The organism is Citrobacter sp. CK191, assembly GCF_030333435.1.
GTDB classification, from domain to species: Bacteria; Pseudomonadota; Gammaproteobacteria; order Enterobacterales; family Enterobacteriaceae; genus Citrobacter_B; species Citrobacter_B koseri.
The window spans coordinates 74,207-90,189 of record NZ_JAOWFX010000029.1 but is presented as its reverse complement, the minus strand read 5'-3'; the positions used below and the strand labels follow the sequence as shown (position 1 = coordinate 90,189).

Here is a 15,983-nt window from a genome sequence, read left to right as displayed (position 1 = left end):
CGGGGCTCTTTTGCGATCTCACTCACCGTCTATTAGGAACCGCCCAGCGGTTCCGACGAGGAATTGCGGTGCCTCATGACCAGTAGAGGGCCATCCTTCCCCGCTTCTTCGCACAAGGCATATTCAGGCAGGTCATCGGCTTTGATGATCCCGCGAAGGAAGAAACAGAATTTTTTGAACGAGCCACCGCTTCCACTGCGTTCGTAAAGGGTCTTGAAAGCCCATTTAGCGCTATCCCTGCCTGCGGCACGGCGAGCCAGTCGGTAGATAAAGCGTCCTATGCCCGGCTCGATCAGAAAGTAGTCCCGGTGTACTGTAAGTACCTCCGGCCGCTTGCCCTCGGTGACTTCTCGATAAATCCACTCCGGGGCTTCAATCTCGACAGAACTTATCTTCTTGGTGTCCGTGCGTGACAGAACACGATAGCGCGCGATCAGCCCCTCGGCTTCGGTTGTCCGGAACTTGCCGCTTTCGCGCACTGTCTTGATGGTAGTACCCCGCAACCGATCTAGCGCGGCTTCCACTCCCTTAACCTGACTACTACCGTTACCACGTCGGGCAAATCTGAGGATGTCGCTAACATGCAGCCGAAACACTCTCCCCGGCTTGCCACCCTTTCCTTCTCGATAGCGGTTCATAGCTTCGGTCAAGTGAGACACCATCATCAGCACAATGTCGTAGTCCCAAACAGAGGCCATTCCGTGCGCTCCTGCGGACACTTCCACGTATCCATCCGGCAGGTCGTAGCGGATCAGTTCTCCGGCTCGCTTGTCCTTCTTGGATAAACGGAACACGGCCACATCCATGACGCTGCGATTGTCGCGGCCGCCCACGTCATAAAGGCTGGGCGCAAAAAAATCTGGCTGAGCGTCGCCTTGTGGAGGCTTGCGGACAAGTGACAACGCTTTGTCCCGCTCTTTTGCCCTTTCCATCTGTTCATGCACGGTCGAGACGTTAGACGGTCTACCGCGTTCAGCAGCCGGAGTTCGGTCACTGTTCCGCTTCCTGATATTTTCAAGGCGTTCCAGTAGCCCGCCAGAGTCGCCTATTACCGCGCCTATGGGCTTAAGACCGCTGTTTCGGCTACTCATGCACGGCCCAACCGGAGCTGTATTAAGCCCAGTACAAGCGGTCTACTCGTAAATGTTGCCTGCAAGTTGGCCGCCACAATTCAGGCCCCCATTCCGGGACGAGGGGCCGAGCCGGAATGTTTGCACGCATCAATCCATGCCTCGACCTCGGCTAAATCCCACACGACCTTGCGACTACTAAGTGCGATGCGCTTAGGGAATTTTCCCTGCTTTTCAAAGTTGTAGATCGTGCGCTCGCACAGTGGAATCATCTCCAGCAGCTGCTTTTTGCTAATGAGAACTTTACTCACTCTCCTTAATTCTCTTTCCACACCGAATACCTCGTTTTGTCATCGCCCGAGGTTTAATTATTGCCCCACAATGCCGGTGATTTCCAGCAGTATAGAGAACTTTTTCTCAATAAAATCAATGTCTTAGCGTCCGTAAATTGTCCACCTTTCAAAACAAAAACCTTCGCAATTCTTTGTTTTCTTGGCACTTTATTTGACGCAGATAGCGAAAATTGCCTGTCCATATGGAATACGTTTTACGGACAAAAAAAAGCCCACCGAAGTGGGCATTTCGCTACAAAATGCAGGTCTCAAGACTCCGAATCAGTCCTTGAGGCGGGGCTTCCTGATTGTCCACTCGTCAATCATGTCCGCCCAATCCTGTAGCATTGCCCGCCGCTGATCGCGGTACTCGGCCTTGTTGTAGATGGCTCGAACGCCCTTCTGTTCGTGCGCAAGGCACTTCTCGATCCAGTCAGTGTTATAGCCTGCCTCATGCAGCAGCGTGCTGGCTGTACGCCGCAAGTCGTGCGGTCCGAACTTGCCAAGCGACTGCCCTTCCTTCTGGGCCAGACGATAGGTCAGCGTGAGCACCTGATTGAGCGTGGCGCTGCTCATCGGCAAGTCCGAGTCATAGCGCGATGGCAGCACGTACTCCGAGCCGCCCGCGAAGGTTTTCAGAGCTATGAAAATGTCGAGCGCCTGCCTCGACAGGAACACCAGATGGGGATTGCGGCGCTTCATCCGCTCCTTGGGGATTGTCCAGAGCGCTTCGGTGAAATTGATTTCGCTCCACGTTGCGTTGGTCAGTTCGCTTTTGCGTACCATCGTCAGCAACAGCAACTTGGCGGCCGCGCGGATCGAAGGTGTGGTGCCAATGCGCTCCATGTACTGGTACATCAAGCCGATTTCATCGGGCGTAAGTGCTCGATCTCGCGGCTCAAACTTTGCAATAGTCGACGGGCGCACCAGATCGGCCGGGTTCTCAACCTTCTGGCCACGTTCTATAGCCCAACGGAAGACCTGCATCACAATTTCGCGGCAAAGCACGGCCGTTGCCGGTGCCCCGCGCTCCACAATCGCATCAGTCAGCGCCCGTAAATCCTCATGGGTGATTTCTGTCAGCTTCTGGTTACCGAACTTCGGCTTAAGCTCGCGCTCGAAGGTAGCTCGACGCATATCGCGGGTAACGTCCGCCATTTGATAGCCGCGTAGCCATTTTTCGCCCCAAGCACCAAAGTTTTCAGCGTCCTTAACGCGGGCTTTGTCCCGCGCCTTCTCTTTGGCTGGAGATTTCCCTGCGGCGATCATCTTCTTGGCTTCGCCCAGCCGTTCGCGAGCTTCCGCTAGCGTGATCCCTCCGACACCGTAGCGGCCGAAGGTGATGGTCTCCTGCCTACCGTGGATCGAGTAGTTGTAGCGGAATGAAATCGAACCCGCTGGCGTGATGGCCACGTAGAGGCCGTCACGGTCATTCACTTTGTAGAGCTTGTCCTTTGGCTTGAGGTTGCGCAGCTTGGTATCGGTCAGCATGGTCGGGTTAGGTTTCCTCTCAAAAATACCATGCTCAAAAAGCCCCACAAATTCTCAAAAAACATCTTTAAGAACAATGTGTTACCTAAATTCAGTACCATGAACACCCCATCAGGGGCGGCATGGTATCGAGTGCCGAACATGGCATCAGGTTCAAATTGTACCATCTACCATGCCATAGAAACGGGGTGCTTGGCGATGCGAAAATTTGCCAGACATTGCTACGCCAAGAACGAAAAAAGCCCGCAATTATGCGGGCTTATGGGTGTTTTAATGCTCTTTGGTGCCAGTCTATGCCGGACGTGGGATCACTCCCACTCAATGGTTGCTGGCGGCTTACCGCTGATGTCATACACCACGCGGGAGATGCCGTTGACTTCGTTGATGATGCGGTTAGAGACGCGGCCGAGGAAATCATACGGCAGGTGCGCCCAGTGCGCGGTCATAAAGTCGATGGTTTCTACCGCACGCAGGGAGACAACCCAGTCGTATTTACGGCCATCGCCCATTACGCCAACGGAACGAACCGGCAGGAACACGGTGAACGCCTGGCTCACTTTGTTGTACAGATCCGCTTTGTGCAGCTCTTCGATGAAGATAGCATCCGCACGACGCAGCAGGTCGCAGTACTCTTTCTTCACTTCGCCCAGTACGCGAACACCAAGACCCGGCCCCGGGAACGGGTGACGGTACAGCATGTCGTACGGCAGGCCCAGTTCCAGACCAATCTTGCGCACTTCGTCTTTGAACAGCTCTTTCAGCGGCTCAACCAGACCCATCTTCATCTCTTTCGGCAGGCCGCCCACATTGTGGTGAGATTTGATGACGTGTGCTTTACCGGTGGCGGAAGCGGCGGACTCGATAACGTCAGGATAGATAGTGCCCTGCGCCAGCCATTTCACGTCTTCCAGTCTGAACGCTTCTTCGTCGAAGACTTCAACGAATACGCGACCGATGATCTTACGTTTCGCTTCAGGATCGTTTTCGCCTTTCAGCGCGGTCAGGAAACGTTCTTCCGCCGGAACGTGAATAATGTTGAGACCAAAATGATCGCCGAACATGTCCATTACCTGCTCGGCTTCGTTCAGACGCAGCAGGCCGTTATCAACAAATACGCAGGTCAGGTTTTTACCGATGGCACGGTGCAGCAGCATCGCGGTAACGGAAGAGTCAACGCCGCCAGACAGGCCGAGGATCACTTTGTCGTCGCCAACCTGTTCACGGATGCGATTTACCGCATCGTCGATGATCTTCGCCGGAGTCCACAGCGCTTCACACTGGCAGATATCACGCACAAAGCGTTCCAGCATGCGCATACCCTGACGGGTATGCGTGACTTCCGGGTGGAACTGCACGCCGTAAAAACGTTTTTCCTCGTTAGCCATAATGGCGAACGGGCAGGTTTCGGTGCTGGCAACGGTGACAAAGTCAGACGGGATAGCGGTAACTTTATCGCCGTGGCTCATCCACACGTCCAGTAGCGGCTTGCCGTCTGCGGTCAGGGAGTCTTCAATGCCGCGAATCAGCGCGCTGTCGGTTCTCACTTCCACCTGCGCGTAACCGAATTCACGTTCATTGGATGCTTCAACATGGCCGCCCAGTTGCATCGCCATCGTCTGCATGCCGTAGCACACGCCGAATACCGGCACACCAGCTTCAAACACATACTCCGGCGCGCGTGGGCTGTTTTCTTCAGTGGTGCTTTCCGGGCCGCCGGAAAGAATAATACCGCTTGGGTTGAATTCGCGAATTTGTGCTTCCGTAACATCCCACGCCCACAGTTCGCAGTAAACGCCGAGTTCACGCACGCGACGCGCAACCAGCTGAGTGTACTGAGAACCAAAATCCAGGATGAGAATGCGATGTTTATGAATATTTTCCGTCATTGACGCTAATTCCGAGGCAAGTGAAACAGATTAAATAAATCGCCCGACACGAGGTCGGGCGAAGAAAATCAGGAGCCCAGACGGTAGTTCGGGGACTCTTTGGTGATGGTCACGTCATGAACGTGGCTTTCCTGAATACCCGCACCGCTGATGCGTACAAACTCCGCTTTGGTACGCAGCGCGTCGATAGTACCACAGCCGGTCAGACCCATACAGGAGCGCAGGCCGCCCATCTGCTGGTGAATGATCTCTTTCAGGCGGCCTTTATACGCTACGCGGCCTTCGATACCTTCCGGCACCAGTTTGTCTGCCGCGTTATCGCTCTGGAAATAACGGTCAGAGGAGCCTTTGGACATCGCGCCCAGAGAACCCATACCACGGTAGGATTTGTAAGAACGGCCCTGGTACAGTTCGATTTCACCCGGGGATTCTTCAGTACCCGCCAGCATGGAACCGACCATTACCGCGCTTGCGCCTGCGGCGATCGCTTTGGCGATATCGCCGGAGAAACGAATACCACCATCGGCGATAACCGGAATGCCCAGACCTTCCAGCGCTTCAACTGCGTCAGAAACCGCGGTGATCTGCGGAACGCCTACGCCAGTGACGATACGGGTCGTACAGATAGAGCCTGGACCGATACCCACTTTCACCGCGCTGACGCCAGCGTCTGCCAGCGCGCGCGCGCCTGCGCCGGTTGCTACGTTGCCGCCGATGATTTGCAGATCCGGGTATTTGGCGCGGGTTTCACGAATGCGTTGCAGAACGCCTTCGGAGTGGCCGTGAGAGGAGTCGATCAGCAGTACGTCAACGCCTGCGGCAACCAGCGCGTCAACGCGCTCTTCGTTGCCCGCACCCGCGCCGACTGCCGCGCCAACGCGCAGACGACCCTGCTCATCTTTACAGGCGTTCGGTTTACGTTCCGCTTTCTGGAAATCTTTTACGGTGATCATGCCGATCAGATGGAAGCTGTCATCCACAACCAGCGCTTTCTCAACGCGTTTTTCGTGCATTTTGGCAAAAACCACTTCACGCGCTTCACCTTCGCGCACCGTGACCAGGCGCTCTTTCGGCGTCATATACACGCTGACAGGCTGGCTCAGGTCGGTGACAAAACGCACATCACGACCGGTAATGATACCGACCAGCTCGTTATCTTCGGTGACAACCGGATAGCCAGCAAAACCGTTACGTTCGGTCAGTTCTTTCACTTCACGCAGCGTGGTGGTTGGCAGAACGGTTTGCGGGTCGGTAACCACGCCGGATTCATGTTTCTTCACGCGGCGAACTTCTTCCGCCTGACGCTCGATAGACATGTTTTTGTGGATAAAACCGATGCCGCCTTCCTGTGCCAGGGCGATTGCAAGGCGCGCTTCCGTCACGGTATCCATTGCTGCGGAGAGCATAGGGATGTTCAGACGAATGGTTTTCGTCAACTGCGTGCTGAGGTCGGCAGTATTCGGCAGAACGGTGGAGTGAGCGGGAACGAGGAGGACGTCGTCAAACGTCAGAGCTTCTTTAGCAATACGTAGCATGGGCAATATCTCTAACCTGGGGGTGGATAAATATTGCCGTGGCATTATACAGAGCGAAACCGATTGCATCCACACTTTTTTGCAAATAATGCTTGCGATCCCCTGTGGGCGGGTTACTATCGATTGAATAACTTGCTGATTTAGAATTTGATCCCGCTCACATGTTATCCTCTCAGACCTCCTCAATCTTTACCGTAAGCCGCCTTAATCAGACGGTTCGTCTGCTGCTTGAGCAGGAAATGGGGCAAGTATGGATCAGCGGTGAAATATCTAATTTCACGCAGCCCGCCTCCGGTCACTGGTATTTTACGCTAAAGGATGACACCGCCCAGGTACGCTGCGCGATGTTCCGTAACAGCAACCGCCGCGTCACTTTTCGCCCGCAGCACGGGCAACAGGTGCTGGTTCGCGCCAATATCACCCTGTATGAGCCGCGCGGCGACTATCAGATCATCGTTGAAAGCATGCAGCCTGCGGGTGAGGGCCTGCTCCAGCAGAAGTATGAATTACTGAAAGCAAAATTGCAGGCTGAAGGGCTGTTCGATCAGCAGTATAAACAACCGCTCCCCTCGCCCGCTCACTGCGTCGGGGTGATCACCTCAAAAACCGGTGCCGCTTTACATGACATTCTTCATGTCCTGAAGCGCCGCGATCCCTCCCTGCCGGTTATCATCTACCCGACCGCTGTTCAGGGTGATGACGCGCCGGGCCAGATTGTTCGCGCCATTGAACGGGCTAACGCCCGAAATGAATGCGACGTGCTGATCGTCGGGCGCGGCGGCGGTTCACTGGAAGATCTGTGGAGTTTTAACGATGAACGCGTCGCGCGGGCGATTTTCGCCAGCCGCATTCCGGTCGTTAGCGCCGTCGGCCATGAAACCGACGTCACCATCGCCGATTTTGTTGCCGACCTGCGTGCGCCGACGCCTTCCGCAGCCGCCGAGATAGTCAGCCGTAATCAGCAGGAGTTGCTGCGCCAGATTCAGTCCGCGCAACAACGCCTCGGGATGGCGATGGATTACTATCTGGCAAACCGCAACCGCCGTTTTACGCAGCTTTTCCACCGGTTACAGCAGCAACACCCGCAACTGCGCCTGGCGCGCCAGCAGACGATGCTGGAAAGATTGCGCCAGCGGATGAACTTCGCGCTGGATAATCAACTCAAGCGCGTGGCCTCGCGCCAGCAACGTGTCCTCCAGCGTTTAAACCAGCAAAACCCGCAGCCGCGAATTTATCGCGCGCAAACGCGTATTCAGCAGTTGGAGTATCGTCTGGCCGAGAACGTGCGCGCACGTCTGAGCGCCACACGCGAACGCTTTGGCAATGCGGTAACGCATCTTGAAGCTGTCAGCCCGCTCTCCACGCTGGCGCGCGGTTATAGCGTAACCACGGCGACGGACGGCAAGGTGCTGAAGCAAACCAGACAGGTGAAAGCCGGTGATGTGCTCACCACCCGGCTGTCAGACGGCTGGGTGGAAAGCGAAGTGAAAGGCGTGACGACCGCGAAGAAAACGCGCAGGAAAAAGACGGATTAAAGCGGCACAAACTCCACGCGCTTTTTAGAGATCAGCCCATGACCATTCTGGCAGAAATAATCCACCGCGCCGCAGGCTTTTAACACCTGGAGCGGCTTATGGCAATCCGGGCAGCGCGCTTCAAGTTCAATATCTTTATTGCAGCTGTCGCAATGCGCCGCACCGTTTTGCGGTTCCAGTTCTGCATGGCAATCCGGGCAGGTAATCGACACGGTAACTCCTTTGATATGTTGCGGGCTGAGCATCAAAACCCATGACCAATAAATCCCTGAACGCCTGTTCCCGTCTCGTTCGTTGAACTGCCGGGGCGTCACTCACGTCCCGGCCAGGTCGGATGTTGCATCAGGCGTTAGTGACCGGCTTCTGCTCATTTTTAGTCTGTGTATTTTCCAGCATACGACGAACCGGAACAATAAGCACGATCAGCACCGCAGCGCAAATCAGCAGGGCGACGGAGCAACGCGCGAAGAGGTCCGGCAGCATATCGAGCTGATCGGCCTTCACATGGCCGCCAATCAGGCCCGCAGCCAGGTTACCCAGCGCGCTCGCACAGAACCACAGCCCCATCATCTGACCGCGCATTCTTTCCGGCGCCAGCAACGTCATGGTCGCCAGACCAATCGGGCTCAGGCACAGCTCGCCCAGCGTCAGCATCAGAATGCTGCCTACCAGCCAGAACGGTGATACGCCCGCCCCGCCGTTATTCAGCACGTTCTGCGCCGCCAGCATCATCAGGCCAAAGCCCGCCGCCGCACACAGAATACCGATAACAAACTTGGTGATGCTGCTCGGGCGAATGTTCATGCTCGCCAGCTTTGGCCATGCCCAGCTGAACACCGGCGCCAGCAGGATGATAAACAGGGCGTTGATCGACTGGAACCATACGGCCGGGATCTCAAAATCGCCGATCATGCGGTTAGTGTAGTCGTTGGCGAACAGGTTGAATGAGGTCGGCTTTTGCTCAAACGCAGACCAGAAGAATGCGGCTGAAACCAGCAGGATAAAGCAGACCAGCAGTCGTGCGCGCTCTTTACGGTTCAGGCCCGCAAAAACAAACAGGTAGATAAAGTAGAGCGCAACAGACGCCGCAATCACGTACACCAGCATGCTGGCTACCGCGACCGGGTTAATCACAATCACGCCCTGAGCGATCAGCGCAACGATAACCACCACGCCTACTGCCAGCGCCAGCAGCCATGCGCCCACGCCGTTTCTCTTCACTACCGGGCTGTTCCAGGTGGAGTCCAGCCCCACTTCGCTGTCGTAGCGTTTCATTGCCGGAACGGCAAACACGCGGAAGATGATCAACGCCACCAGCATCCCGATGCCGCCGATACCAAAGCCCCAGTGCCAGCCGTGGCTTTTAATCAGCCAGCCGGAGATCAGCGGCGCAATGAACGACCCCATATTGATGCCCATATAGAACAGCGAGAAACCGCCGTCACGACGCGCATCGCCTTTTTTATACAGCGTCCCTACCATGACCGAGATACAGGTCTTGAACAGGCCAGAACCGAGCACGATAAACATCAGGCCGATAAAGAACAGGTTGTCGCCCATCACGGCAGAGAGCGCAATCGACAGGTGGCCGAGCGCAATCAGAATCGAGCCGTACCAGACCGCTTTCTGCTGGCCGAGCCAGTTATCCGCCAGCCAGCCGCCAGGCAACGCCGCGAGATACATCGTACCGGCAAAGATACCAACAATCGCGGAGGCGTTTTCACGCGCCAGTCCCATGCCCCCGTCATAGACGGTCGCAGCCATAAACAGGATCAGTAACGGACGGATGCCGTAAAACGAGAAACGTTCCCACATCTCGGTGAAGAACAGCGAACCGAGCGGATAAGGATGGCCGAAGAACGTTCGGCTTTCTTTTTGATTAACAGAGGATTGCATAATTCTCCCGAAAAGGTATGTCGTTGTGCTTATAAACACCGCAATGCACGCCGACCAGTTACGTATCTGGCCGATTTTTTTACATGCGGCGAAGGGTTATTTAACCATTTGATAACCTGGAGCCAGTTTTGTCTAGTACCAACCCCTGGACTTTAAGATGAAAATTCGACAATTGTCTACTTTCTTAGATTTAAAGTTGGAAGAAAACGAATAGTCATTGACATCACACAGGGAAACCATCGGCTGGAGCAAAACAAAAAAACCCGCGACAGGCGCGGGTTTTATCAACGTCAGCGACGATTATTTGCTTTTCTTAATGTGCTTAATCAGACGTTTACGCTTACGCATCTGAGTCGGGGTCAGCGTATTGCGCTTATTCGCATACGGGTTTTCCCCTTCTTTAAACTGAATACGGATAGGCGTTCCCATCACGTCCAGCGATTTGCGGAAGTAGTTCATCAGATAGCGCTTGTAAGAGTCCGGCAGGTCTTTCACCTGGTTGCCGTGAATCACCACGATTGGCGGGTTATATCCCCCGGCGTGGGCATATTTCAGCTTCACGCGGCGACCGCGAACCAGCGGCGGCTGGTGATCTTCAACCGCCATAGTCATGATGCGGGTCAGCATGGCGGTGCTGACGCGACGGGTTGAACTGTCATACGCTTCACGTACGGACTCAAACAGGTTGCCCACGCCGCTGCCATGCAGCGCAGAGATAAAGTGTACGCGCGCAAAGTCGATAAAGCCCAGACGGAAGTCCAGCGTCTCTTTCACCTGCTCTTTCACTTCCTGGGTCAGACCGTCCCATTTGTTCACGACGATGACAAGTGAGCGCCCACTATTAAGGATAAAGCCCAGCAGTGACAGGTCCTGATCGGAAATCCCTTCGCGCGCATCGATAACCAGCATCACCACGTTGGCATCTTCAATCGCCTGCAACGTTTTAATGACGGAGAATTTTTCTACAGCATCGGTGACTTTCCCACGCTTACGTACGCCTGCGGTATCAATCAGCACGTATTCACGCTCGTCGCGTTCCATCGGAATATAGATACTGTCGCGCGTCGTTCCCGGCATGTCATAGACCACTACGCGGTCTTCACCCAGAATACGGTTAGTCAGTGTGGACTTACCTACGTTCGGACGACCGACAATCGCCAGTTTGATTGGCAGATCCTGAGGGTTGAAGTCATCTTCCGGCTCCTCTTCCCCGTTCTCTTCCGCTGCCAGTTTCGCCCAGTATTCGGCGTCTTCATCCACCTCTTCCTGCGGGGCGACGTCGTCCATCCACGGCAGCAGAACATGCTCCAGCAGGCTGAGCACGCCACGACCGTGAGAAGCTGCAATCGGGTGAATTTCACCTAAACCCAGTGCATAGAAGTCGACAACCGCCTGATCGGGATCGAGCCCGTCAGTTTTGTTTGCCACAAGGAACGTGGGTTTTTCGCGGGAGCGCAGATGTTTGGCGATCGCTTCATCCGCTGGCATCAGGCCAGCACGCGCATCCACCATGAACAGCACAACATCAGCCTCTTCAATCGCCAGCAGCGACTGTTCCGCCATGCGGGTTTCCACACCGTCTTCGGTGCCATCAATACCGCCGGTATCAATACAGATAAACTCGCGGCCTTCAATCTCCGCACGACCGTACTTACGGTCACGAGTCAGACCCGGGAAATCCGCAACCAGCGCATCTCGGGTGCGAGTTAGACGGTTAAATAACGTGGATTTTCCGACGTTAGGGCGCCCGACAAGCGCGACCACAGGTACCATGTTTAAAGCCTCATTTAAAAAATCATCAAACAACGCGCGCGATTTTTGCGCCGTTGTTAAAAACAGTAAAACGGCCCCTGCACCAGGAGCCGTTTTTCAAAGCGTGCGGCCGTGACGATTAACGCGTAATAGAATACAGCGTACCGTCTTTCGCCTGGATCAGCAGTTTGCCATCGGCAGAGACCGGTTCGGTCAGGAAGCCGGAGCTATCCACTTTTTGCTGAGCCACAAAACGACCGTCCTCAACGTTAATCCAGTGCATATAGCCTTCGCTATCGCCTACCACCAGATTGCCATTATACAGCGCAGGCGATGTCAGCAGGCGGTGCAGCAGATCGCTTTGCGTCCACAGCGTCACGCCGCCGTCGGTGGTCAATGCCAGAATACGGTCATTCTGATCCACCAGGTAGATACGATCGCCGTCAACGATGAAATCATTCACCGAGCCCAGCTCACGTTTCCACATAATCTGACCACTGCGCAGATCCAGCGCCGTCAGGTTACCATTATAAGCCAGCGCGTAAACGACGCCATTGACGATAACCGGCGTGGTATCGACATCGCTCAGACGGTCGATTTCAGTCGAACCGGTCGCCTGGGAAATACGCTGTTGCCAAATCATCTGGCCCTGCTGCATCAGCACGGCGCTGACGCGACCGTTATCACCACCCACAATGGCGGCGCCATACGCGGTAGCCGGAGCGGACTCACCGCGCAGCGAAAGCGACGGCATGTCGAGGTTCACGGTCCATTTGATCGCGCCGTCCGCCTCATTCAGCGCCTGCAACTGACCGTTGCTGGTATGAATAAGCACCAGGCCATCGCTGACAACCGGGCGAGATAACGCTTCACCGGCGACTTTCGTCTGCCACGCCGTCGTACCGTCAGCCGCGTTCAACGCATAAACCTGCGCTTTTTCGCTGCCAATATAGACATGGCCGCCGGAGACCGTTACGCCGCCAGACAGCAACGCAGGCGCTCTGGAGAACCAGCCGTCTTTCTCCGCCAGGTTCACGGACCAGACTTCTTTCCCGTCATCCGCGTTTACCGCTTTTACGGTGCCTTTACGGTCAGCCGCGTAGACCACGTTATCGGCATACGCCGGGTGCAGGTTGGAATAAAACTCACCGATACCGCTACCTACAGACGTACTCCATGCGGTAGACGGCGTAAACTGGTTTTCCACCGTCGGCAACGGGGACATTTTGACAACATCTTCTTCGCCACTAAACAGTGAACAACCGCTCAATAACGTAACAGAAAGCAGTCCTGGCAGAAGTAATTTACGCAATTGCATCGGGTCCCTCTCAGATGGACAAATTATTGATTTTCATCTGCATCATTTCACTCAGCGCCGGGCTGGCATCACTTTTCACGCCTGCTTCCCATGCGCTGCGCGCGCCTTGTTTATCGCCTTTGCTCAACAACGCTTCGCCACGCAGATCGGCGACAATCGCAGCCCATCCTTCACCTTTTACGGTATCGAGCGTTTTCAGCGCGGTATCGGCCTGCTTGAGCTGCACCTGAACGCGGGCAAGACGCAGATTAATCACCGCTTTGAGGTTCTCATCGCTGGTGGCCGCCAGTCCTTGCTGTAGCTGGGCTGCGGCTTTCTCAAGTTCATTTTGATCAACAAACTGCTGCGCCAGTTCCATAGAAGCTAACGCGCCGTAGGTATTTTTATTCTCCGTGGCGAATTTCTCCGCAGCGGAGATGCTATCCGGTTTGCCCGCGCTCACCGCGGTCACCGCATTTTGATATGCCAGAGAAGCAGAGCGTGCGGACTCCGTCTGATGACTGGTCCAGTAGCGCCAACCGAGCAGCGCGCCAACCCCTAAAATCACCCCAACAGCCAGCGCTTTGCCATTTTCAGCAAAGAAGCGTTTAATCGCATCAACCTGGTCGTTTTCGTTCTCGTAAATTTCCACGCTGTCCTTCTCCTTAACCCAATAACGTGCGCAAATGTGCGGTCACACTATCCTGTGCGACTGCCGTTTGCTCACCAGAGCGCAAATCCTTCACTACAACGGTGCCGTCAGCCACTTCGGACTCACCCAGCACCAGTGCAACGCGGGCGCCCCATTTATCGGCACGGGCAAACTGTTTCTTAAAGTTGCCGCCGCCGTGGTTAGTCATCAGTTTTACGCCCGGATTTTCATCACGCAGGCGCTCCGCCAGTGTCATCGCCGCAGACTGCGTATCCGCGCCTGAGGCTACCAGGTATATATCGACAACAGGATCGGCATTAAATTCCAGATTAACTGCCTGAACTAACAAAACAAGTCGTTCCAGACCCATCGCAAAGCCCACCGCCGGGGTTGCGCGACCGCCAAGTTGCTCCACCAGACCGTCATAACGACCACCGGCGCACACTGTGCCCTGAGAACCCAGACTGTTGGTTACCCATTCAAATACGGTGCGGTTGTAGTAATCAAGGCCGCGAACCAGACGCTGGTTGACGGTGTAAGCGATACCCGCCGCTTCCAGCAGTTTGCACAGACCGGCAAAGTGCTCGCGGGAGTCGTCATCCAGATAGTCGCCCAGAGCAGGCGCATCGTTGAGCAGCGCCTGAACGTCCGGGTTCTTGGAATCCAGCACGCGCAGCGGGTTGGTGTACATGCGGCGTTTACAGTCTTCGTCCAGCTTCTCTTTATGCTGTTCAAGGTATGCCACCAGCGCATCACGATAGTTGGCGCGCGCGTCAAGCGAACCGATGGAGTTCAGCTCCAGATTCACATGTTCAGCAATACCCAGCGCACGCCACCAGCGCGCGGTCAGCAGAATCAGCTCCGCATCAATATCCGGCCCTTGCAGACCGAAAGCTTCGACACCCAACTGATGGAACTGACGATAACGCCCTTTCTGCGGACGCTCATGGCGGAACATCGGCCCGATATACCACAAGCGCTGTTCCTGATTGTACAGGAGACCATGTTCGATACCGGCGCGTACGCAACCCGCCGTCCCTTCAGGACGCAACGTCAGGCTGTCGCCATTACGATCCTCAAAGGTGTACATCTCTTTTTCAACCACGTCAGTGACTTCACCGATAGCGCGTTTGAATAACGGGGTCTGCTCTACAATCGGCAAACGGATTTCACTGTAACCGTAGCTGCCGAGCACGTTTTTGAGTGTGCCTTCAATGCGCTGCCAGATGGCGGTTTCGCCAGGCAGATAATCGTTCATGCCGCGAATGGCTTGAATGTTTTTTGCCACGTTTATTCTCTTTCTGAATATAAAAATGAACCCTCAGCGCTTCCCAAACGATACGGGAGCCATGCGGGTTCAATCATACACGGGAAGCGCGCCGCTTCCCATCGCGTTATTATTTTTCAACCTGCTGCACGTCGATTCGACGCGCTTCGTCCATAATGCTGGCCTTCGCGCGGATACGGGCTTCAAGCTGCGTAATCATATCATCGTTGTCGAGTCTGTCTTTACGCACACCGTCTTCATACAGGCCGCTTTTCTTGTTGCCGCCCGTTACGCCCAGCGTCGAAACCAGCGCTTCGCCCGGCCCGTTCACCACACAGCCGATGATGGAAACGTCCATTGGCGTGATGATGTCTTCAAGGCGTTGTTCCAGCGCGTTGACCGTGCCGATGACGTCGAACTCCTGACGGGAACAGGTTGGGCAAGCGATAAAGTTGATCCCACGCGCACGAATGCGCAGCGATTTCAGAATATCGAAGCCCACTTTAATTTCTTCTACCGGATCGGCCGCCAGAGAGACGCGCAGCGTATCGCCAATGCCTTCCGACAGCAGTAAACCGAGGCCAATCGCCGATTTCACCGCGCCGCTGCGCGCGCCGCCCGCTTCGGTGATCCCAAGATGCAACGGTTGTTCGATCTGTTTCGCCAACAGACGATAGGATTCTACCGCGAGGAAAACATCCGAGGCTTTCACGCTGACTTTAAACTGATCGAAGTTCAGGCGATCGAGATGATCCACATGGCGCATCGCCGATTCCAGCAGCGCCTGCGGCGTCGGCTCACCGTATTTTTCCTGTAGATCTTTTTCCAGCGATCCGGCGTTTACGCCGATACGGATAGGAATATTTTTATCGCGAGCGCAGTCGACAACGGTACGAATACGCTCTTCGTTACCGATGTTGCCTGGGTTGATTCGCAGGCAATCCACGCCATATTCCGCCACTTTCAGCGCAATGCGATAGTCGAAGTGGATATCAGCAACCAGCGGGACATTAACCTGCTGCTTGATCAGCTTAAACGCCTCTGCGGCATCCATTGTCGGCACGGAGACGCGGACGATATCCGCGCCAACACGTTCCAGCGCTTTAATTTGATTGACCGTCGCTTCCACATCCGTCGTGCGCGTATTGGTCATTGACTGTACGGCGATGGGGGCGCCATCGCCAATCGGCACATTCCCAACGTAAATACGTTTCGATTTTCTACGTTGAATTGGAGCCTGGTTATGCATGAAAAATCTCCCGCGTTGCCC

General features: G+C 55.1%; 13 protein-coding genes. 1 reads left to right on the top strand and 12 read right to left on the bottom strand.

From position 1 onward, the window contains the following. Positions 1-32 precede the first annotated feature (32 nt). The 5 genes from OGV82_RS08870 to guaB all read right to left on the bottom strand — a co-directional run bounded on the left by OGV82_RS08870 (position 33) and on the right by guaB (position 6,314). Positions 33-1,091 carry a replication initiator protein A gene (locus tag OGV82_RS08870; protein WP_001297333.1) on the bottom strand — a complete coding sequence of 353 codons (1,059 nt, stop codon included), beginning with the start codon at positions 1,089-1,091 and terminating at the stop codon, positions 33-35. Between the two features lie 80 nt (positions 1,092-1,171). Further along, the gene (locus tag OGV82_RS08865; protein WP_021542196.1) at positions 1,172-1,402 is read right to left on the bottom strand and encodes a helix-turn-helix transcriptional regulator; all 231 of its coding nucleotides are present in this window, start codon (positions 1,400-1,402) and stop codon (positions 1,172-1,174) included. 282 nt (positions 1,403-1,684) lie between these two features. Continuing rightward, a complete protein-coding gene (locus OGV82_RS08860) occupies positions 1,685-2,893 on the bottom strand; it encodes a tyrosine-type recombinase/integrase (protein ID WP_001297323.1) in 1,209 nt (402 codons plus the stop codon). Between the two features lie 308 nt (positions 2,894-3,201). Further along, positions 3,202-4,779 (bottom strand): glutamine-hydrolyzing GMP synthase, encoded by a 1,578-nt coding sequence (guaA, locus tag OGV82_RS08855; RefSeq protein WP_047462021.1) that lies wholly within the window; start codon positions 4,777-4,779, stop codon positions 3,202-3,204. Positions 4,780-4,847: 68 nt separating this feature from the next. After that, entirely contained in the window at positions 4,848-6,314 is a 1,467-nt protein-coding gene (gene guaB, locus OGV82_RS08850) for an IMP dehydrogenase (RefSeq protein ID WP_012131273.1), read from the bottom strand. Positions 6,315-6,475: 161 nt separating this feature from the next. Between guaB and xseA the strand changes: the two genes are divergently transcribed. Next, positions 6,476-7,849: an exodeoxyribonuclease VII large subunit gene (gene xseA, locus OGV82_RS08845; RefSeq protein WP_047462018.1), complete on the top strand. Its 1,374-nt coding sequence runs from the start codon at positions 6,476-6,478 to the stop codon at positions 7,847-7,849. Here xseA and OGV82_RS08840 read toward each other — a convergent pair. The 7 genes from OGV82_RS08840 to ispG all read right to left on the bottom strand — a co-directional run bounded on the left by OGV82_RS08840 (position 7,846) and on the right by ispG (position 15,962). Beyond that, positions 7,846-8,061, bottom strand: a complete 216-nt coding sequence (locus OGV82_RS08840) for a zinc ribbon domain-containing protein (protein WP_047463957.1) — start codon at positions 8,059-8,061, stop codon at positions 7,846-7,848. The genes xseA and OGV82_RS08840 overlap by 4 nt on opposite strands. A gap of 130 nt (positions 8,062-8,191) precedes the next feature. Then, a complete protein-coding gene (locus OGV82_RS08835) occupies positions 8,192-9,745 on the bottom strand; it encodes a peptide MFS transporter (RefSeq protein WP_012131270.1) in 1,554 nt (517 codons plus the stop codon). Between the two features lie 300 nt (positions 9,746-10,045). Next, on the bottom strand, positions 10,046-11,518 hold the full coding sequence (gene der / locus OGV82_RS08830; protein WP_047462015.1) for a ribosome biogenesis GTPase Der: 1,473 nt from the start codon (positions 11,516-11,518) through the stop codon (positions 10,046-10,048). A gap of 118 nt (positions 11,519-11,636) precedes the next feature. Continuing rightward, a complete protein-coding gene (gene bamB, locus OGV82_RS08825; RefSeq protein ID WP_047462014.1) occupies positions 11,637-12,815 on the bottom strand; it encodes an outer membrane protein assembly factor BamB in 1,179 nt (392 codons plus the stop codon). Positions 12,816-12,825: 10 nt separating this feature from the next. Then, entirely contained in the window at positions 12,826-13,446 is a 621-nt protein-coding gene (locus tag OGV82_RS08820) for a YfgM family protein (RefSeq protein ID WP_012131267.1), read from the bottom strand. A 13-nt stretch (positions 13,447-13,459) separates the two neighbouring features. Then, positions 13,460-14,734: a histidine--tRNA ligase gene (hisS, locus tag OGV82_RS08815; protein WP_024130119.1), complete on the bottom strand. Its 1,275-nt coding sequence runs from the start codon at positions 14,732-14,734 to the stop codon at positions 13,460-13,462. 109 nt (positions 14,735-14,843) lie between these two features. Then, entirely contained in the window at positions 14,844-15,962 is a 1,119-nt protein-coding gene (gene ispG / locus OGV82_RS08810) for a flavodoxin-dependent (E)-4-hydroxy-3-methylbut-2-enyl-diphosphate synthase (RefSeq protein WP_012131265.1), read from the bottom strand. Positions 15,963-15,983: the final 21 nt, after the last annotated feature.